The sequence below is a fragment of the Rhizomicrobium sp. genome (assembly GCA_037200385.1).
Classification (GTDB): domain Bacteria; phylum Pseudomonadota; class Alphaproteobacteria; order Micropepsales; family Micropepsaceae; genus Rhizomicrobium.
In genome coordinates this window covers 3,294,902-3,312,122 of the sequence record JBBCGL010000001.1, presented here as the reverse complement: position 1 = coordinate 3,312,122, position 17,221 = coordinate 3,294,902, and the positions used below count along the sequence as shown (strand labels likewise).

Genomic DNA, 17,221 nt, shown 5'->3' with positions numbered 1-17,221 from the left:
GCGCGAGGTCACCCCGGCGCGGGCGCGTATGTAGGGAGCGAGGCCTCGGCCTGTCAAGGCGCCAATATCGGGCGGTCGCGCCGGTCCTAACCGCTTGGAAAGCCTCGACGCTCCCGGTACAACGGCGCGTGCCCTTCGCGGCGCAACATTAGGCGGTCCCATGCTTCGCGTGATCTTCGTTCCGCTCGCCGTCGCGGTGCATTATCTGCTCAGCCTGGCCATGCTGGTGGTGATCGTTTCGGTGATCATGAGCTGGCTGATCGTGCTGGGTGTGCTCAACATGAGCAATCCGACGGTCCGGCAGGTGCTCCGCACGCTCGATGCGCTCACCGAGCCGCTCTATCGCCGCGTCCGGCGCGTGATCCCGCCAGTGGGCAATCTGGACCTGTCGCCGCTGTTCGTCTGGCTGGCGCTGCTGGTGGCGCAGGTCTTCTTCGACGAGCTGTTCGCCTATCTGGTGAGGCTGTCCGGATGACGGCCGTTCTCGCCGACACAACCGGCACGGCGCGCTGGCGCCGTGGCGATGGCGGGATCGCCCTCCTGCTGCGCTTGACGCCCAAAGGCGGCCGCGATGCCATCGACGGCTGGCGCACCGGCGCCGACGGGCGCGTCTATCTGAAGGCCCGGGTGGCCGTGCCGCCCGAGGACGGCAAGGCCAATGCGGCGCTGATCGCGCTCCTGGCCAACGCGCTGGATGTACCGAAATCCGCCATCCGCATCGTCGCCGGCGAAACGGCCCGGCTAAAGTCCATCGTCATCGCCGCGACGCCCGCCCTGGTCGCGCGGCTGGAGCGCATCGGAGACGCCGCGTGACGGCACGGATCATCGACGGAAAGGCCTATGCCGCAAAGCTGCGCGCGCGCGTCGCGGCGGAGACCGAGCGGCTGAAGGCGGCGCATGGCCTGGTCCCGGGCCTGGCGACCGTGCTGGTCGGCAACGATCCGGCGAGCGAGATCTATATCCGGTCCAAGGGCAAGACCGCCGAGGCGCTGGGCTTCCGTTCGCTGCACTATTCGCTGCCCGCCGACGCCGGCGAGGCCGAGGTGCTGGCGCGGATCGCGGCGCTCAACGCGGATAAGTCCGTACACGGAATACTGGTCCAGATGCCGCTCCCGCCGCAGGTGCGCGATGCCGCGGTGCTCGACATGCTCGATCCCGCCAAGGACGTCGACGCGCTGACCCCGACCAATGCCGGGCTGCTGCTCGGCGGCCGGGCGCATCTGGTCTCCTGCACGCCGGCCGGCGTCATGATGCTGCTGAAGGAGTATGTCGGCGACGTCGCGGGACAGGACGTGCTGGTGATCGGGCGCTCGCTGCTGTTCGGCAAGCCGTCGGCGCAGCTTTTCCTGGCCGCCAATGCGACCGTGACCATGGCGCATTCGAAGACGCGCGACCTGCCGGGCCTGGCGCGCCGCGCCGACATCCTTGTCGCCGCCATCGGCAGGCCGAACTATGTCCAAGGCGACTGGGTCAAGCCGGGCGCCGTGGTGATCGATGTCGGGATCAACCGGATCGACGCGGGCGGCGGCAAGACGAGAGTGGTCGGCGATGTCGACTACGAGGCCGCGGCGAAGATCGCCGGCCATATCACGCCGGTCCCGGGCGGGGTCGGCGCGATGACCATCGTCTGCCTGATGCGCAACACGCTGATCGCAGCGGCGCTGCAGTCGGGCCTGGCCATGCCGGACATCTGAGGAGAGACCATCATGCGCAACACGATCATCGCAATTCTTGCTCTGCTCTTGCCGCTCTCACAGGCGGCGCATGCTGCCGACGCAACCGGCGCGCCCGCCACGCCCCCCGCCCCCATCGTCTTCTTCGACATCGCCGGCCCCGATGCCGCGAAGCTGCACGCGTTCTATGCCGGCAATTTCGGCTGGGACATCGACGCGGGCAATTTGATCAAGACGCCGAACCTCGCCGGTGCGCTGCGCCAGGACCCGGCGGAGAAGGTCCTCTATATCGGCGTGCCGGATCTCGACGCGGCGATCCAGAAGGTCACGGCCTCGGGCGGCGAGGTCGTCACGCCCAAGATCGCGATCCCGGCGGGCCGCTTCGTGCTGTTCAAGGATCCGGCCGGCAACCGCATGGGACTGTTCGAGGCGAAGACGCCTTAAGTCTTCTCGCGCAGCGCGGCGGCCAGCGCGTCGGGCCCGATCGCGGTGTCGTCCCAATAGGCGAGGAACTTGCCGTCCGGGCCCATGAGATAGATTACGTTCGAGTGGTCCATGCCGTAGCCGCCCTGCGCGAGCGGCTGCTTGCGGAAATAGACGCGATACGCCGCGGCCACCGTCCGGATCGCCGCCAGGTCGCCGGTCAGCCCGACGAATTGCGGCCCGAAGGCCCGCATATAGGTCTTGAGCTGGCGCGGGGTGTCGCGTTCCGGATCGATGGTGATGAAGATCGGGACGATGCGGCCCGCCTTCGGACCGACCTTCGACAGCGCATCGCCCATCAGGCTCAGCGTCGTGGGACAGACATCGGGACAGTAGGAATAGCCGAAATAGATCAGCATGTAGCGTCCGGCGAAGCTCGCGGAGGCACGGCGACGGCCGTCCTGATCGACCAGGGTGAACGGTCCGCCGACGGCCGCCGTCCCGCTGGCCGTGACGAATCCCGGCAGGGCATCGCCGGTCCGCCAGACGAAAAAGCCCAGCACCAGCGCGACGGCGAGCACGGCAGGCAGTACAAGCAGGGGCAGGCGGCGCATGGGCAGGCCGATTGAAGAGCCGCGGGCCACGATTGATAATGGTGCGGCGCCCTGGATCAAGAGGACATGAGCGACATCGACGCCGCGCCACGGGTGCGCAGTTTCACTTCGACGCCGGCTTCGGCGGCGCGCGGCCGGGTGCGGCTGCGCACGCTGTCGAACCTGCGCTGGATGGCGGTCGGCGGGCAGTCTGCGGCGCTGTTCGTGGTGTATTTCGGCTTCGGCTACACATTGCCGCTGCTGCAATGCGCCGGCGCCATCGCGGCGAGCGCGGTGCTCAATGTCGCGCTGGCCTTGCGTTATCCCGCCAGCCATCGCCTGACCAACCGCGAAGCCACGATCTATCTCGGCTTCGACGTGCTGCAGCTCACGGCGCTGCTTTACCTCACCGGCGGCATCACCAATCCCTTCTCGCTGATGTTCCTCGCGCCCGTGGTGATCGCCGCCGCGACGCTCAATCTCGGCAATACGCTGATCCTGGCCGGGCTGGCCTTCGCCTCGGTGTGCCTGATCTCGATGTTCCATGAGCCGTTGCCCTGGCCGGCGAGCGAGGCGCTGGTGCTGCCGGAACTCTACCAGGCCGGCATCTGGGCCTCGCTGATCATCGGCATCGGCTTCACCTCGGTCTATGCTTGGCGGATCGCGAGCGAAGGGGCGCGCATGTCCGCCGGCCTGGCCGCGACCCAGCTCGCCCTGTCGCGCGAGCGCCGCCTCGCCTCCATCGGCGCCCTGGCGACGGCGGCGGCGCATGAGCTGGGCACGCCGCTCGGCACCATCGCCGTGGTCTCGCGCGAGCTCGAACGCGCCCTGCCGGCCGGGTCGCCCGAAGCCGAGGATGCGGCGCTGCTGCGCCAGCAGGCGGAGCGCTGCCGCGCGATCCTGGCGCGCCTCGCCAATCCCGAGGAGACCTTGCTGGGCGAAACCGCGCGGCTGCCGCTCGGCGCCTTCCTCGAGGACCTGGTCGACCAGTATCGCGGCGAGGATCTGGAGATTGCGATCGAATTGCGTCCCGACGTCGCCGGCGATTCGCCGCCGCAGGTCTGGCGCGCCCCGGAGCTGCTGCACGGTCTCGGCAACATCATCGAGAACGCCGCCGATTTCGCCAAGAGCCGCATCCGGGTCCAGGCGCGGTGGAGCGCGAGCCAGCTGCGCATCGCGGTGGAGGATGACGGCCCCGGCTTCGCCCCGGACATCTTCGAACGGATCGGCGAGCCCTACATCACCTCGCGGCCCGGCCATTTCGCGCTGGGCGAAAACGAGCTGGGACCGACCGCGACGCTCGACAAGCACGAGGGCATGGGGCTGGGCTTCTTCATCGCCAAGACGCTGCTGGAGCAGACCGGCGCGACCGTGAGCGCGGTCAATCCGGATTCCGGCGGCGCGCGCGTCAGCGCGGTCTGGCCGCGCGGCACGATCGACGGCGAGGGTCCGCCGGGGCGCGGCGAGGGATAGCGCGGTCTGCCTCGACAGTGCGAACCTCGGCTGCGCTCACGCCAGCAATTCACTCAGTGCACGGATGATCCGGTCCGGCCGTGCCGCATGCCCCGCCGGCACGCCGGCGCCGTGCGGGTCGTACCAGATCGTGGTGAGGCCGAGCTTCTGCGGCGCGATCACTTCCCATTCGAGATTGTCGCCGACGATCCAGGCCTCACGCGCCTCCACGCCCAGCACCGCCAGGGCATGGCGATAGGCTTGCGGCTCGGGCTTGCCGAAGCCGTGCTCGCCCTCGATCTGGATGTGATCGAAACGCTCGCCCAGGGCGAAGCGCACGACCTTGGCGCGCTGGCCCGGGCCGTCGCCATTGGTGATCAGCGCCAGCTTCACGCCGCGGGCGCGCAAGCCGTCGATGGTCGCATGGGCATCGGGGAAGACGTGCATCTGCTCGTCGCGATAGTCGCTGAAACGGTCGGCCAGGCGATCCTGCACGAGGCGCGGCGGAACCGGCCGGCCTTCCGCCGACAGCGCGGCGAAGGCCGCGGCCACGATCGCGCGCCGCGCCGCGCGCAGCTTCTGGCGCCACACGCGATGATGCTCGGGATCGGCCCAAAACACATCGGCGGCGGCGCGGATCGCGGCAAGCGCGGCGGTCCGGTCGACGGGTTCCAGCCGCGGCGCCAGTTCGTCCAGCACTGCGGCCCATGCCAGTTCCGGGCGGCCATAGGCGGAGATCAGCGTATCGTCCAGGTCGAACAGGACGGCGCGGGGAAGCTGTGTCATTTTGGGGGTTTACCACCCCGGCGAGCTTTTGGTTGTGGCGCGGAAGGTCGCGGTATATGAACCCCGCCGTACAGCGCTCCCTCAGCGCCAAGAGGATGCAAGCATGAACACCGAAGACAAGACCCTGCTGCTGGTCGAAGACGACCGCCCCCTGCGCGAGCGCCTGGCGCGCGCCATGGAAGCGCGGGGCTTCACGGTCACGATCGCGGAAAGCGTCGCGGAAGGCAAAGCCCGCGCCAAGGAATCGCCGCCGGCCTATGCGGTGGTCGATCTCAAGCTGGACGACGGCAACGGCCTCGACGTGGTCGAGACGCTCCATGTCGTGCGGCCCGACAGCCGCGTCGTGGTGCTGACCGGCTTCGGCAATATCGCGACCGCGGTCGCGGCGGTGAAATACGGCGCCATCGACTACCTGCCCAAGCCGGCCGATGCCGACGACATCCTCGCCGCTTTGATGGCGCAGCCGGGCTCCAAGCCCAAGCCGCCGGAGAATCCGATGTCGGCCGACCGGGTGCGCTGGGAGCATATCCAGCGGGTCTATGAGCTGTGCGGCCACAACGTGTCGGAGACCGCGCGCCGCCTCAACATGCATCGCCGCACGCTGCAGCGGATCCTCGCGAAGCGCAGTCCGCGCTAACCGGCGCCGCCCGCCGGACGGATCGTGCCGATCCCGCGGCGCGCGGCCAGCAGCTGTTCGCCGACGTCCTCGACCATCAAGATCAGGGCGAGCGTCGGGTCCATGCCCTGGGTGAAGACCGCACGGGCGACTTCGAACAGCGAAATGAAGACGAAGCCGATCCCGAAGAAGATGACCGTGAAGACGAATTCCTCGGTCTGGATCGAGCCGTGCTGCACGGTATGGCCAAAGATGGCCAGCGCGAAAACCGCGCACAGCAAGACGAGCCCGAGGTTCAGCGTGTAACGCAGGAAGCGCCGCCAGCGCACGACGATCTTGAACATGTAGATCATCTTTCGCACGCCCTGCGCCTTGACCAGGAAGTCCGTGACCATCAGCTCCCGGTTCGCCGTCGCGTAATCCTTGCGGATGTTGTTGAGATGATAGGAAATCACGCCCGCCAGGATCGCCGCGAAAATGACGAACGCGCCGACCGACATCGCGAACGCCCGCCAAGTCCCGATTCCGTAGAAGGGCAGGAGCGGCGAGGCGATGGCGATCGCCACGAGCGCCAGCGCCGGTATGAAATAGCGCCGCCCATGGCTCAATGGATGCCCGTCGAATTCGGCTATCGGCCGGCGAACCAGCCGGTCTTTGCCGTCGAAAAACTCCAGATCGTCGGCCCGTGCGCCGTCGCGGTCGTCGAGGCCGACGACGAAGGGATTGTAGTGCTTCAACCGCCGCCGGATGGCGCCCGCACCGTTCGAAACGTCCGCCATGCTTCACCGCCCTTCGCGCCGGGCGCGGCCGGCCAAGACAAGGAAAGATTACAGAACGCCCTGCAAAGAATTCAGCGCAACCAATACTTTCCTGTCAAGGCTGGATTCGATGCCGGAAGACCTCGTGCGATCATCGAGGTCTCTTCGTCGCGGGTTTGGGCTCGGTCTTCGGTGGTGTGGCGTCCCGGGCCTTTCGCGCGTTCTTCGGCGCCACCGCGCGCCAGCGCCGTTCCAGCATCTTGCGCAGCATCGTCTCGTTCAGCCGCGCGATGCGCACCAGCACGCTGGGATAGTTCCTGTAGTGGTCGGTGATGAAATAGGTCTCGGGATCCATCTCCAAAAGCGCATCGCGCTCGTCGATCGAATCCACGACCCATACAATGGACGCGTCCTCCTTGCGCAGGCGGACGAAGAACTTCTTCTCGATCTTGAAAGCGGGCTGGCCGTAGGACGGCTCCTCCCGCGCGCCGGGAAAGGACAGCGCGACCTTGCGCAAAACGGCCTCAGTGATCGGCATCGGGCAGCACCGTGTTCTGCCGCGGATCCTCGGCGAGTTCGAGCAGGTGCGCCAGCCGGTCGGCCGCGACCTTGGCGAAGCGCAGCGTCACCGCCTTGCGGCGGCTGGCATGCACGGGCGCCGGGATCGGCGGTCGCACGATCGCGCCGCCATAGCGGTCGGCGACGATCAGCCCGGTGCCGGGCGGCACATGCTCGTCCGGAAAATCCGGCGGGATCGCAAAGAAGAAATGCTCGCAGAACTCCAGATACTCCGGCCATTTGGTGTCGCCGCGCAGATCGGCCAGCGCCACCTTGATCTCGACGCCCAGCAGCGTGCCGTCGGCGCCCAGTGCTGCGACGTCCAGGCGACGGCCATTCGCCAGGGTGAATTCCAGGATCGGGCTGAAGCCCTGTTGCAGCAGGAGCCGGCTGACGCCGCGCGCCACATCCGCGGCGGTCGCTGTCGAGGTGATGGCCATAGGAGATTGGAACATTATAGGAACGGAATTTCAACCGCCGAGCGCAATGCCGACGAGATCAGATGCTGTCGCGTCTTGCTGGGAGGGCGCCAAGCGCCGCCCGTTTAGCCAGGCTGCGGGCGGCAACCGCCTCGTCGAATTTCGGCTTCAGGCCGACGGCCTTGTCGAAAGTCAATCCAATACCGGCCATCGCCCCGTCCGCCGCCCCGCTGCCAGCCTATAGCCGCGATGGCGTGCGGCTCAACCGGCCCTCACAGCAGCCTTTCGTAGAAGCCGCCGAAGTTCCGGGCTCGGTCCACCAGATGGATCTCCAGAATCCAGTGCCGCGTGTTTCCGGCGGCGTCCGGATCGCGCATCCGCGTCGCATTGCCCGCCGTGATCAGCCGGCCCGCCCGTGGCGCAGGCGCATGCGGGAATTTGCCGTGGATCGTGTGGCCGGCGATCTCGCCGCCGAATATCCAACCGGCCTGCGCGGCGGTCTTTTGCGCAAAGGCGTAAAGCTCTTCCGCGGTGATGTCGGGGCTCGTGCGATAGTGCGCCTGCACGATGTCGAACAGGCGCGGCAGGTCGGCCACCAGACGCTGCTTCTCGGGATCGCTGCCCAGCGCATAGCTGCGCCCCAGATCGGCTTCCCAATCTTCCAGCACCGGCCCGAGGTCGAGATAGACCAGGTCGTCGGCCGCGATGGCGTGCACCGGCGGATTTTCATGGAACATGCACACCGTGTTCGGCCCTGCGCGCACGATGCGCTTGTGCCAGTGATGCGTCACGCCGAAGCGTTCCCGCGCGAAGGCGGCGATCTCGTCGCTCAATGCGTCCTCGCGCTTGCCCGGCGCGATCAGGCCCGCGCGTTCGATGGCATCGAACAGCGCAAGGCCCCGCGCTTCGGCGGCTTCGAGATTGGCGCGGCGCGCGCTATCGCTTTGCACGATCAAGGCCTCGACACGATGAGAACCAGCGAGCCGAAGAACTGCGGCTGGCGGCGCAGCGCACCATATTTTGCATCCCAGGCACCGTTGTCGAGCTCGTGCTTCAAGTCGCGTTCGAACCGTGCCACCGCAGCCGCATCGACGAAGCTCCAGGCCGAACAGGCCAAGCGTGCGGCGGGATCGAGCAGCATTTCCGGCCGGCCGTAATAGGCCTCGTTGAACCCGTCGCGGCAGTCGAGCGGGATCGGCACGTCGACCACCTCTATCCAGCCGCCCAACCCCTCGGCGATGGCGGCGACCGTCGGATAGCGGCGCGCCTCGGTCGCGATCACCTCGGGCGCGTATTCGGTGAGCCAGAACTTCGTCAACGCTGCCGGATCGCCGGTCATCACCGCCACCGGTCGGCGCGCGACGCGGCGCATTTCGCCGAGGCCTTTGGCGAGGTCGGGCCATTGATGCACCGAGAAGGTGGTCATCGCCGCGTCGAAGCTCTTGTCGGGGAAGGGCAGGCGCTCCGCAACCGCGTCGATGGCGCGCGGCAGATGCGCCGGGCGCTGCGCCCGCATCGCCGCGGAGGGCTCGACCGCCGTAACGTCGCGGTCCGTGGGCTCGTAGGAGCCGGCACCGGCGCCGACATTCAGCACCGTTCTGGCATCCCCCAGCGCGGCATGGATCAGCGCCGCGATGCGCGGATCGGGCTGGCGGAATTTCGCGTAATCCTGCCCGATGACGCCGTAATTCGCGTCGCCCGCACTGCCGTCGCCCACTCTACCGTCGTGATGTCGCTCGGTCATGTCCTCCGGCTTAAGCCAAGCGTTCCGGCTTGGCCATGGCGCGGCCGGCATGCCAGGTTTGCCGCATGCGGATACGCTCCTATGACGTGCGCGACGCGGCGCAGCTCGGCATGGTGTTTCGCCGCGCGATCCTCGAGATCGGCGCGAAGGACTACACGGCTGGGCAGGTGGCGGCCTGGGCCGGACCGGAGGACGCCGGCCTGCGCCTGCACGGAAAGCTGAGCGACGGGCGCCACGCCTTGGTCGCGGTCGACGACGCGGATCGGGTCCTCGCCTTCGGCGACCTGGAGACCGACGGCCACATCGATTTCCTCTACGCGCTGCCGGAGGTGGCGGGCACGGGCGTCGCGTCGGCGCTCTACGACGCGCTGGAAGAAGTGGCGCAGACGCGCCGCTTGCCGCGGCTCTACACCGAGGCGAGCGAAGCGGCGCGCCGGTTCTTTATCAAGAAGGGCTTTGCGGTGGTGCAGCGCCGCGATTTCGCGGTGCGCGGTGTCGCGATCCACAACTATGCGATGGAAAAGCGGCTCTGAATGCAAAGCGGGCGGATCGCGAGATCCGCCCGTTCGCGCATTCCAAATGCCCTGGCAATCACTCCGCTGCGAGCAGTGTGTTGCCCTTGCTGCGGTCGCCGAAATTGATGGTCTGGAGATATTTGATCCCCTCCTCGGCGATGTCGTCGCCGACCATGCGGTCGCCTTCGTTCTTGAGCTCGTCCATGTCGACATACATGCCGTAGAAGGCGCGCGTACGCTCGGTGATGATGCCGGCGTTCAGCAGCGTCTTGACGAGGACGCGGAAGATGTTGGCGGACTGCTTCATGCTCTCGCGGCGGTCGTCGTCGGTGAAGGCCGCCATGATCGCGTCGCGGGCGTCTTCCCAGCGGATGCCGACGCTGGCATAGACGACCTGCATCTGCTCGGCATTGATCAGGTTGAACAGCAGCGTCTGGAAGCACTGCGCGGCCCAGTCCTCGACCAGCTCCTGCTCTTCCTTCGACAGCTTGGGGATGGTGCGGTCGGCCCAGATCTTTCCGAATTTGTGATGGAAGGCTTCGTCGGTCATCACGAGCTGGCACAGCTTGACCAGCAGCGGATCGCGCGACTTCTGGTACAGCGTCGCGAAGGCGCCCATGGCGAGGCCCTCGACCAGCATCTGCATCCCGACGATCTTCTTGTAGACCTCCGGCGCCCCGACCATTTCGGTCAGCAGCGCCTGCAGCGTCGGGCCGCAGGGCAGCGGCGAGCCCCAGCGGGCATGGATGTAGTTGGAGAAGCCGGTGACGTGGCGGGCCTCCTCGCGCGCCTGGTTGGCGGCATATTCCTGGGCGCCCGGGTCGCGCAGGATGTGGCACAGCGAGGCCGAGAGCGACAGCGCCCCCTGCTCGCCATGCAGGATGGCGGAAAGCTGCCAGCGCGCGGCTTCGTTGGCGAATTTGACCTTCTGCGCCTCGGTCATCGTCTCGCCGAGCTTGGTGTGGAAGATCGGGAAGAAATCCGGCGGGAGGATCATGTCCCTGGTGATGTCGAACGGCTCGGTGAAATCGATGTATTTCTTGTCGAGCGGATCCCAGAAATGATCGTGGGTCGCGCTGATGATCTTGTCGAACGCCGTCGTGCGCACGCCATAGCGGCCCGGATTCAGCATCGACGGGAAATCGTCGGGCGCCACCGCGTCATAGGCGTTGTCTTTGGTGATCTGGACCATGGGCGGCTCCGCAAGCTTCGCAGTGGAAATAGTGACGATGGCGTCACTGTGAAGGCTCAGCCCCCAAAAGTCAAGAAAAGATGACGCTGGCGTCACAGTTGTGACGGGGGAAAATGGTCCGGCTCTCTCGCTCAGATCTTTTCGCTCAACGACCCCTTGGTCGATGCGACGCCGCCTTCGAGCCGCTCATCGGGTTCGATCGCCTGGCGCAGGGCGCGGGCGAGGCCCTTGAAGCAGGTCTCGACGATGTGATGGCTGTTCTCGCCGTAGAGATTCTCGATGTGCAGGCAGATGCCGGCGTTCTGGGCGAAGGCCTGGAACCATTCCTTGAAGAGCTCGGTGTCCATCTCCCCCAGCTTCGGCTTGGGGATCGCGACCTTCCAGACCAGGTAGGGCCGGTTCGAAACGTCGAGCGCCACGCGGGTCAGCGTCTCGTCCATCGGGATGGTCGCCGCGCCGAACCGCGTGATGCCGGCGAAATCGCCCAGCGCCTTCTTCACGGCCTGGCCGATCACGATCGCCGTGTCCTCGGTCGTGTGATGGAAGTCGACATGCAGGTCGCCTTGGGCGCGGACCTTCAGGTCGATCATGGAGTGGCGCCCGAAACTCTCCAGCATGTGGTCGAGGAAGCCGATGCCGGTATCGATGTCGGCCTCGCCCGCCCCATCGAGGTCGAGCGAAACCGCGATCTCGGTCTCCCGCGTCTTTCTTTCCACCGTGGCGGTGCGCATGCGTCCTGTCCCGAACAAAGCAATCAAGGCTTATTATCGCAATCGCCGCATGGTGTCGAAGGGCCGAGGCTACGTCCCGCCTTCGGTGCCGGTGCGCGAGCCTCTGCCGGCGGCAGCAGGGCGGCCGAGCGCGTGCAGCGCCTCGGCGGTCGGCGCCGCCACGACGCGGTCGCGACCTTCCTGTTTGGCCTGATAGAGCGCGGTATCGGCGACATGCAGCAGGACGGCACCGTTCGGCCCATGCTCGGGAAACATCGCGATGCCCGCCGAGAGGGTGACGCCGCCCAGCGTCTGGCCGCGAAGCTGGACGGCGAGATGCTTGGTTTTCTGGCGCAGCGTTTCGAGGCGATCCTTCGCCACACGCAGGCCGGCGCCCGGCAGGATCACCGCGAACTCTTCGCCGCCATAGCGGCAGACGATGTCCTCGGCCCGCGCATTCTCCGTCAGCATGCGCCCGAAAGCGGCCAGCAGCGCGTCGCCGCCGTCATGGCCATGGGCGTCGTTGAAGCGCTTGAAGTGATCGATATCGAGCATGGCGACGGCCATGGGATGCCCATGCCGTTCGGCGCGCGCGATCTCGCGCGCCAGCGCTTCGTCCATGTAGCGGCGGTTGAAGAGGTCGGTCAGCGGATCGCGGATCGATTGGTTGCGCAGCGTCTCCTGGAGCCTGAGATTCGACAGGGTCAGCGACAGCTGTTCGACGATGGTCTGCACCGCCTGCTCCGCTGCGCCGTCGAGGCCCGCCGGATCCGCGGTCTGCAGGCTGAGCACGCCCAGCATCTCGTTGTGCGCCGACAGGGTCAGGCAAACGGACATGCCGCCGCCGCAGGTCAGGTGCGCGCAGCACGGCTCGCCGCTTCCCGGCCGATAGCGATGCGACCGGCCGCGCCGCAGCGCCCAGCAGTCATCGGGCGCGAAGCGCGTGGCAAAGCCGCTGGCGTCGCCGATCGTGCATATCACTTCCACGAGATCGCGAGACGACTGCAGCTCCGCGATGGTCCCGGACGTGCCGGGCAGGAGCTGCTCGATATGCTGTGCCGCGATCGCAATGGCCTCGTCCTTGTTGCGGCAGGTCTGCAGCAATTCGCCGAGCACGGCGACCGAGCGCGCGGTCTCGTTGTAGCGCTTCAGCGCCGCGAGCGAGCCGACCAGCCGGCTGTTGCTCTGGTGCAGCGACAGCTCGCTGTCCTCGCGCCGCCGGACTTCGCGCCGGATCAGCCAGAACAGGAAGCCGAGGATCGCCAAACTCCCGGCGACACCGATGCTGCACGTTGTGACCGCAAGCACGGCATTGCGCTGGATGTTGTGAAGACGCGTGGCGAGCAGGTTGCGCTCTTCCGCTTCCATCGCGTCGATGATCGTGAAGATCGTGCGCGTCGCATGGATGTCGGCCGGCGCGGAGAGCGCCGTCTGCGCGCCCTTCAAGTCGCCGCCGAGATTCTCCGCCACCACCGCGCTCATGCGCGTCAGCTCGTCGTTGAGCGCGGCATGCAGGCTCGCGACGCGGCGCTGCTGCGCGGGATTGTCGGCGGTCAGCCCGCGCAGGACCGAGATCTGCGAATAGAGCCGCGGCAGATCGGAGCGGAACGGCGAGATCAGGGCGAGCTTGCAGGTCGCGACATAGCCGCGCTCGGCCGATTGCGCATCGGTGAAGACGTCTTCGGTGCGGTCGAGCGCATCGATCACCTGATAGCTGTGCGCCATCCAGCCGGCGCTGCTGACGAGCTGTGCGATGCTGGCGAACAGGCCGGCGGTGACGGCCGCGAAGATGAGGCTCGCCAGCGCGAGCCAGGCGAAGACCCGCTTGCCCAATCCGGTACGCCACCGCGCGCCCGCGAAGATGCCTTGCGACGCGTCCATGGCGACAGCTTGCGCCCGTGGCCGTTAACCGTTCGCTACGCGGCAGGCGATGCATGCCGCATCGGGGCCGGTGGTTAATCAATCCTTGCCGAAGGTTCCCATCGGCAGGCGGAAGACCTGCGTCGCGGGCGCCGCGCCCGCCGTGCCCATCAGCGCGAGCGCGCCATTCGCCGCATTGGCGACGAAAGCGAGGCGGCTGTTGTGGTTGGCGATGGGCGGCTGGAACCAGGCGAAGTCTTCCGCGCCGCCCTGCAGCGACCGCGCCGCCGCGGCCCGGCCCAGGCTGTCGATCGGCCGGGCGCGCCAGCCCGCGGCGCCCATGCCGATGCGGCTCTCGAAATGATTGGCGACGCAGACGGCGCGGCTCTCGAGCGGGCGCAGGACGACCTCGGTCTCGGTGCGCTCGATGACGCAGCCTTCGCCGTCGCGCGTGCCCGACAGCAGGAAGAGCGCCGGCACGGCGAGCCGCGTCTCGCTCAGCATCGTCCGTGCGGCCGCATAGTCGGGTGCCTGCTCCAGAACCTGCCGCAGCAGATGCGCCGGCGGCAATCCCGATTCGTTGCGCGCCTGGATGCGATTCTTCAGCCAGTCGCCGGCATAGCCCGCGCGATGGCCGCGCATCGGCGCCTGGTTGATCGCGGCGGCGAAGCGCCCGGGCGCAAAGCCCTGGAAGCTGCCGCTGAGACCCGGCCAGGTGATGTTGTAGAAATCGCCGGCCGGCCCGGATTGCAGCGCGACCACCATGCTGGTGCCCAGGCCGGGGAACGGCCAGTCGAGCACGCGGCGCATCACCGGCCCGTCCGGCCCGGTCCACACGCCGCCGGTGCAGCCCCATTCGAAACAGAGATTGAGGAAATAGACGCCGCGGATCTGCAGCAGCTCGGCCAGCGCATCGATCTCCGGAAGAAAGGGATTGCCGGCGCGCACCAGCCAGGCGCGCGAGGCGCGGTCGCCGAGCGGCAGCGCCAGGGCGCTCGCGACGCGCGATGCGAAGCCGAAGGAATTGGTCGCGGCGCGCGCCAGCGCCCGTGCTCCGTCGGGATAGCGCTTCAGCAGATCGAGCGATGTTCCACCGCGGATGTCCGCGAACGGTATCTCGGGCAGTGTCTTCATCGCGTCAGCGGTCCGGATTGTCCGACCAGCCGCCATACATCGGATTGGGCAGCAGGAAGAGGTGGTCGCCGCCACCGTCGCCGCGATCGTCCTGGCCCATCGCGCGCAGGATCGCGTCCTGCGCATCGACGACGGCGAAGTCGGTCACCTGGTCGCCGATCCACAACACGGCCTTCGGATGGCCGCCGAATCTGCGCGCCAGCGCCGTCACCGCGCCGCGCCAGCGTGTCGTCTTGTCGGATGAATCCGTCATGCCGACCTCATAGTCGAAATGGATTCCGGCTTTTTTGAGGGTGTCCTGGGTGATCGCATCGTCCGAAGCCTTGCGGTTTGTCACGATGCCGACCAGGCCGCCCAGATGCTGGACCGCGGCGGTGAACGCCGCCGCCCCCGGCACGTCGCGCGCCATGTCGGCCGCCACCCAGCTTTCCCATTGCGCATCCTGGAAGTCGCCGCCGCAGGACAGGCGCTCGCGCTCGAACAGCGAATTGTCGAGCACGGTCTCGTCGGCATCCATCAGCACGATCCATTGATGCGCTTTATATTTCTTCGCCATCCGGCGCGCGGCACTCAGGGCCTGGTCGTAGACGTTGAGCGCCATGCGGCAATATTCCAGCGAATTGCGCTGCCAATGCACCGCGCTGGAGGGGTTTTTGCCCGGCATCGGACACTGCCAGGGATGGGTGTCGCCCGGCGCGACCGGCGGAATCGTCTCGACCCTTGTCATCCGCGCCTGGCAGTCATAGGTCAGGGGTGCGGCGGCGGCCGGCGCGGCGGCGAACGCGATCGCGCCAAGGACCATGGCGCCGACGAACATCCCGGACTTCATGCGTGACCTTCACAAGGACGGCGCGCAACACTAGGTGGGTTGCCATGACGGAAAAAGCGAAATGACGACGATCCTCTCGGTGCGCAAGGGCGGCCAGGTGGTCGTGGCGGGCGACGGCCAGGTCACGGCGGGCACGACGGTGATGAAGGCCAATGCGCGCAAGGTGCGCCGCATCGGCAAGGGTGCCAATGGAGGCGATGTCCTGGTCGGCTTCGCGGGCGCCACCGCCGATGCCTTCGCTTTGTCCGAGCGCCTGGAGGCCAAGCTCGAACAGCATCCCGGCAATCTCGCGCGCGCCTGCGTCGAGCTCGCCAAGGACTGGCGCACCGACCGCTATCTGCGCCGTCTCGAAGCGATGATGGCGGTGGCCGATGCCAGGACCTCGTTCATCCTCTCGGGCACCGGCGACGTGGTCGAGCCGGAGGACGGTCTGATCGGCATCGGCTCGGGCGGCGCCTTTGCGCTGGCCGCGGCCCGCGCCATCCTGGATGGCGACCTGCCGGCCGAGGCGATCGCCCGGCGCGCGCTCGAGATCGCCGCCGGGATCGACATCTACACCAACAAGAACATCGTCATCGAAAGCCTGGGCACCGCATGAGCTCGTCCTTCACCCCGCGCGAGATCGTCTCCGAGCTCGACCGCTACATCGTCGGCCAGCACGATGCCAAGCGGGCCGTCGCCATCGCGCTGCGCAACCGCTGGCGCCGCCAGCAGCTCGGCCCCGAGCTGCGCGAGGAAGTGCTGCCGAAGAACATCCTGATGATCGGCCCCACCGGGGTCGGCAAGACCGAGATCTCGCGCCGCCTCGCCAAGCTGGCGCAGGCGCCGTTCCTGAAAGTGGAAGCGACGAAGTTCACCGAGGTCGGTTATGTCGGCCGCGACGTCGACCAGATCGTGCGCGACCTGCTGGAGGTCGGCATCGCACAGGTCCGCACCGCGCGCCGCCGCGAGGTCGAGGCCCAGGCCGAGGCCCGCGCCGAGGAGCGCCTGCTCGATGCGCTGGTGGGATCGTCGAGCGGCGCGACGCGCGAGAGCTTCCGCAAATCGCTGCGCCAAGGCGAGCTCGACGGCAAGGAGGTCGAGCTCGAGATGAAGGAGGCCGGCGGCGCGCCGATGTTCGAGATCCCCGGCATGCCCAGCGCCCAGATCTCGATGGTCAACCTCTCGGACATGTTCGGCAAGGCGTTCGGCCAGAAGGGCAAGAAGCGGCGCATGACCGTCGCCGACGCGCATGCCCCGCTGGTCGCCGAGGAGGCTGACAAGCTGCTCGATGAGGACGCCATCGTCCGCGATGCGATCCACACGGTGGAGAATCACGGCATCGTCTTCCTCGATGAGATCGACAAGATCTGTGCCCGCAGCGAGATGCGCGGCGGCGGCGACGTTTCGCGCGAGGGCGTGCAGCGCGACCTGCTGCCGCTGATCGAGGGCACCACCGTCGCCACCAAGCACGGCCAGGTGAAGACCGATCACATCCTGTTCATCGCCTCGGGCGCCTTCCACATCGCCAAGCCGTCGGACCTTTTGCCGGAGCTGCAGGGCCGCCTGCCGATCCGCGTCGAGCTCAAGGCGCTGACCCGCGAGGATTTCCGCCGCATCCTCACCGAGCCGGAGGCCAGCCTCATCAAGCAATATGTGGCGCTGCTGAAGACCGAGGACATGGCGCTCGATTTCACCGAGGACGGCATCGCCGCCATCGCCGATCTCGCGGCGCAGGTGAATGCCAGCCTCGAGAACATCGGCGCCCGCCGCCTGCAGACCATCATGGAGCGGGTGCTCGACGAGGTCAGCTTCTCCGCCAGCGAGCGCGGCGGCGAGACGATCACGGTCGACGGCGCCTATGTGCACAGCCGCGTCGACGATCTCGCCAAGGATCAGGACCTGTCGCGGTTTATTTTGTGATTGCTGCTACCGCGACACCAACACCGCTGTCATCCCCGGCCGAATGCCGCGAAGCGG

22 protein-coding genes are annotated in these 17,221 nt (G+C 67.4%); 9 read left to right on the top strand and 13 right to left on the bottom strand.

Going from position 1 to position 17,221, the window contains the following annotated elements; translation table 11 throughout:
* The first annotated feature begins 160 nt into the window (after positions 1-160).
* The 4 genes from WDM91_15745 to WDM91_15730 are packed head-to-tail and all read left to right on the top strand — an operon-like array spanning position 161 to position 2,117.
* Positions 161-475, top strand: coding sequence for a YggT family protein (locus WDM91_15745; protein ID MEI9996049.1), 315 nt, complete (start codon positions 161-163; stop codon positions 473-475).
* A complete protein-coding gene (locus WDM91_15740) occupies positions 472-813 on the top strand; it encodes a DUF167 family protein (protein ID MEI9996048.1) in 342 nt (113 codons plus the stop codon). Before WDM91_15745 ends, WDM91_15740 begins: the two co-directional genes overlap by 4 nt.
* Positions 810-1,694: a bifunctional methylenetetrahydrofolate dehydrogenase/methenyltetrahydrofolate cyclohydrolase FolD gene (folD, locus tag WDM91_15735; protein MEI9996047.1), complete on the top strand. Its 885-nt coding sequence runs from the start codon at positions 810-812 to the stop codon at positions 1,692-1,694. The genes WDM91_15740 and folD overlap by 4 nt, the downstream gene beginning before the upstream one ends.
* 12 nt (positions 1,695-1,706) lie before the next feature.
* Positions 1,707-2,117 carry a VOC family protein gene (locus WDM91_15730; GenBank protein ID MEI9996046.1) on the top strand — a complete coding sequence of 137 codons (411 nt, stop codon included), beginning with the start codon at positions 1,707-1,709 and terminating at the stop codon, positions 2,115-2,117.
* Here the strand turns inward: WDM91_15730 and WDM91_15725 are convergent.
* On the bottom strand, positions 2,114-2,710 hold the full coding sequence (locus tag WDM91_15725) for an SCO family protein (GenBank protein MEI9996045.1): 597 nt from the start codon (positions 2,708-2,710) through the stop codon (positions 2,114-2,116). The two genes, WDM91_15730 and WDM91_15725, sit on opposite strands and share 4 nt — an antisense overlap.
* A gap of 66 nt (positions 2,711-2,776) precedes the next feature.
* On the opposite strand from WDM91_15725, the gene WDM91_15720 reads away from it, so the two are divergent.
* Positions 2,777-4,162: an ActS/PrrB/RegB family redox-sensitive histidine kinase gene (locus tag WDM91_15720; GenBank protein MEI9996044.1), complete on the top strand. Its 1,386-nt coding sequence runs from the start codon at positions 2,777-2,779 to the stop codon at positions 4,160-4,162.
* A 36-nt stretch (positions 4,163-4,198) separates the two neighbouring features.
* On the opposite strand, the gene WDM91_15715 is transcribed toward WDM91_15720, so the two are convergent.
* Positions 4,199-4,927 (bottom strand): HAD family hydrolase, encoded by a 729-nt coding sequence (locus tag WDM91_15715; protein ID MEI9996043.1) that lies wholly within the window; start codon positions 4,925-4,927, stop codon positions 4,199-4,201.
* A 103-nt stretch (positions 4,928-5,030) separates the two neighbouring features.
* On the opposite strand from WDM91_15715, the gene WDM91_15710 reads away from it, so the two are divergent.
* Complete coding sequence (locus tag WDM91_15710; GenBank protein ID MEI9996042.1) at positions 5,031-5,564, top strand: ActR/PrrA/RegA family redox response regulator transcription factor; 534 nt, start codon at positions 5,031-5,033, stop codon at positions 5,562-5,564.
* On the opposite strand, the gene WDM91_15705 is transcribed toward WDM91_15710, so the two are convergent.
* From WDM91_15705 to WDM91_15680, 6 genes are all read right to left on the bottom strand, one after another.
* Positions 5,561-6,322 carry a hypothetical protein gene (locus tag WDM91_15705; GenBank protein MEI9996041.1) on the bottom strand — a complete coding sequence of 254 codons (762 nt, stop codon included), beginning with the start codon at positions 6,320-6,322 and terminating at the stop codon, positions 5,561-5,563. The genes WDM91_15710 and WDM91_15705 overlap by 4 nt on opposite strands.
* Positions 6,323-6,452: 130 nt before the next feature.
* Positions 6,453-6,839: an MmcQ/YjbR family DNA-binding protein gene (locus WDM91_15700; protein ID MEI9996040.1), complete on the bottom strand. Its 387-nt coding sequence runs from the start codon at positions 6,837-6,839 to the stop codon at positions 6,453-6,455.
* A complete protein-coding gene (locus tag WDM91_15695; protein MEI9996039.1) occupies positions 6,826-7,299 on the bottom strand; it encodes an MmcB family DNA repair protein in 474 nt (157 codons plus the stop codon). Before WDM91_15695 ends, WDM91_15700 begins: the two co-directional genes overlap by 14 nt.
* Positions 7,300-7,357: 58 nt before the next feature.
* Entirely contained in the window at positions 7,358-7,489 is a 132-nt protein-coding gene (locus WDM91_15690) for a hypothetical protein (GenBank protein MEI9996038.1), read from the bottom strand.
* A gap of 61 nt (positions 7,490-7,550) precedes the next feature.
* Positions 7,551-8,228 carry a M24 family metallopeptidase gene (locus WDM91_15685; protein ID MEI9996037.1) on the bottom strand — a complete coding sequence of 226 codons (678 nt, stop codon included), beginning with the start codon at positions 8,226-8,228 and terminating at the stop codon, positions 7,551-7,553.
* Between the two features lie 2 nt (positions 8,229-8,230).
* Entirely contained in the window at positions 8,231-9,022 is a 792-nt protein-coding gene (locus WDM91_15680; GenBank protein MEI9996036.1) for a class I SAM-dependent methyltransferase, read from the bottom strand.
* A gap of 65 nt (positions 9,023-9,087) precedes the next feature.
* Between WDM91_15680 and WDM91_15675 the strand changes: the two genes are divergently transcribed.
* The gene (locus WDM91_15675; GenBank protein MEI9996035.1) at positions 9,088-9,555 is read left to right on the top strand and encodes a GNAT family N-acetyltransferase; all 468 of its coding nucleotides are present in this window, start codon (positions 9,088-9,090) and stop codon (positions 9,553-9,555) included.
* Positions 9,556-9,613: 58 nt separating this feature from the next.
* Here WDM91_15675 and WDM91_15670 read toward each other — a convergent pair whose 3' ends face one another.
* The 5 genes from WDM91_15670 to WDM91_15650 all read right to left on the bottom strand — a co-directional run bounded on the left by WDM91_15670 (position 9,614) and on the right by WDM91_15650 (position 15,262).
* On the bottom strand, positions 9,614-10,729 hold the full coding sequence (locus WDM91_15670) for a ferritin-like domain-containing protein (protein ID MEI9996034.1): 1,116 nt from the start codon (positions 10,727-10,729) through the stop codon (positions 9,614-9,616).
* A 131-nt stretch (positions 10,730-10,860) separates the two neighbouring features.
* Entirely contained in the window at positions 10,861-11,460 is a 600-nt protein-coding gene (gene hisB, locus WDM91_15665; protein MEI9996033.1) for an imidazoleglycerol-phosphate dehydratase HisB, read from the bottom strand.
* Positions 11,461-11,529: 69 nt separating this feature from the next.
* Positions 11,530-13,320, bottom strand: a complete 1,791-nt coding sequence (locus WDM91_15660) for a diguanylate cyclase (GenBank protein ID MEI9996032.1) — start codon at positions 13,318-13,320, stop codon at positions 11,530-11,532.
* A gap of 78 nt (positions 13,321-13,398) precedes the next feature.
* Positions 13,399-14,433, bottom strand: coding sequence for a hypothetical protein (locus WDM91_15655; protein ID MEI9996031.1), 1,035 nt, complete (start codon positions 14,431-14,433; stop codon positions 13,399-13,401).
* A gap of 4 nt (positions 14,434-14,437) precedes the next feature.
* The gene (locus tag WDM91_15650; GenBank protein MEI9996030.1) at positions 14,438-15,262 is read right to left on the bottom strand and encodes an HAD family acid phosphatase; all 825 of its coding nucleotides are present in this window, start codon (positions 15,260-15,262) and stop codon (positions 14,438-14,440) included.
* Between the two features lie 61 nt (positions 15,263-15,323).
* Here WDM91_15650 and hslV point away from each other — a divergent pair, with 61 nt between their 5' ends.
* Together hslV and hslU are read left to right on the top strand one after the other, a co-directional pair.
* A complete protein-coding gene (gene hslV / locus WDM91_15645; protein MEI9996029.1) occupies positions 15,324-15,860 on the top strand; it encodes an ATP-dependent protease subunit HslV in 537 nt (178 codons plus the stop codon).
* Positions 15,857-17,164, top strand: a complete 1,308-nt coding sequence (hslU, locus tag WDM91_15640) for an ATP-dependent protease ATPase subunit HslU (GenBank protein ID MEI9996028.1) — start codon at positions 15,857-15,859, stop codon at positions 17,162-17,164. Before hslV ends, hslU begins: the two co-directional genes overlap by 4 nt.
* Positions 17,165-17,221: the final 57 nt, after the last annotated feature.

Bases quoted from the DNA above. Each gene is read 5' to 3' on its own strand.
- WDM91_15745 (MEI9996049.1), top strand. From the start codon at position 161: ATGCTTCGCGTGATCTTCGTTCCGCTCGCCGTCGCGGTGCATTATCTG.
- WDM91_15740 (MEI9996048.1), top strand. From the start codon at position 472: ATGACGGCCGTTCTCGCCGACACAACCGGCACGGCGCGCTGGCGCCGT.
- WDM91_15730 (MEI9996046.1), top strand. From the start codon at position 1,707: ATGCGCAACACGATCATCGCAATTCTTGCTCTGCTCTTGCCGCTCTCA.
- WDM91_15725 (MEI9996045.1), bottom strand. From the start codon at position 2,710: ATGCGCCGCCTGCCCCTGCTTGTACTGCCTGCCGTGCTCGCCGTCGCG.
- WDM91_15720 (MEI9996044.1), top strand. From the start codon at position 2,777: ATGAGCGACATCGACGCCGCGCCACGGGTGCGCAGTTTCACTTCGACG.
- WDM91_15715 (MEI9996043.1), bottom strand. From the start codon at position 4,927: ATGACACAGCTTCCCCGCGCCGTCCTGTTCGACCTGGACGATACGCTG.
- WDM91_15710 (MEI9996042.1), top strand. From the start codon at position 5,031: ATGAACACCGAAGACAAGACCCTGCTGCTGGTCGAAGACGACCGCCCC.
- WDM91_15705 (MEI9996041.1), bottom strand. From the start codon at position 6,322: ATGGCGGACGTTTCGAACGGTGCGGGCGCCATCCGGCGGCGGTTGAAG.
- WDM91_15700 (MEI9996040.1), bottom strand. From the start codon at position 6,839: ATGCCGATCACTGAGGCCGTTTTGCGCAAGGTCGCGCTGTCCTTTCCC.
- WDM91_15695 (MEI9996039.1), bottom strand. From the start codon at position 7,299: ATGGCCATCACCTCGACAGCGACCGCCGCGGATGTGGCGCGCGGCGTC.
- WDM91_15690 (MEI9996038.1), bottom strand. From the start codon at position 7,489: ATGGCCGGTATTGGATTGACTTTCGACAAGGCCGTCGGCCTGAAGCCG.
- WDM91_15680 (MEI9996036.1), bottom strand. From the start codon at position 9,022: ATGACCGAGCGACATCACGACGGTAGAGTGGGCGACGGCAGTGCGGGC.
- WDM91_15675 (MEI9996035.1), top strand. From the start codon at position 9,088: ATGCGGATACGCTCCTATGACGTGCGCGACGCGGCGCAGCTCGGCATG.
- WDM91_15670 (MEI9996034.1), bottom strand. From the start codon at position 10,729: ATGGTCCAGATCACCAAAGACAACGCCTATGACGCGGTGGCGCCCGAC.
- hisB (MEI9996033.1), bottom strand. From the start codon at position 11,460: ATGCGCACCGCCACGGTGGAAAGAAAGACGCGGGAGACCGAGATCGCG.
- WDM91_15660 (MEI9996032.1), bottom strand. From the start codon at position 13,320: ATGGACGCGTCGCAAGGCATCTTCGCGGGCGCGCGGTGGCGTACCGGA.
- WDM91_15655 (MEI9996031.1), bottom strand. From the start codon at position 14,433: ATGAAGACACTGCCCGAGATACCGTTCGCGGACATCCGCGGTGGAACA.
- WDM91_15650 (MEI9996030.1), bottom strand. From the start codon at position 15,262: ATGAAGTCCGGGATGTTCGTCGGCGCCATGGTCCTTGGCGCGATCGCG.
- hslV (MEI9996029.1), top strand. From the start codon at position 15,324: ATGACGACGATCCTCTCGGTGCGCAAGGGCGGCCAGGTGGTCGTGGCG.
- hslU (MEI9996028.1), top strand. From the start codon at position 15,857: ATGAGCTCGTCCTTCACCCCGCGCGAGATCGTCTCCGAGCTCGACCGC.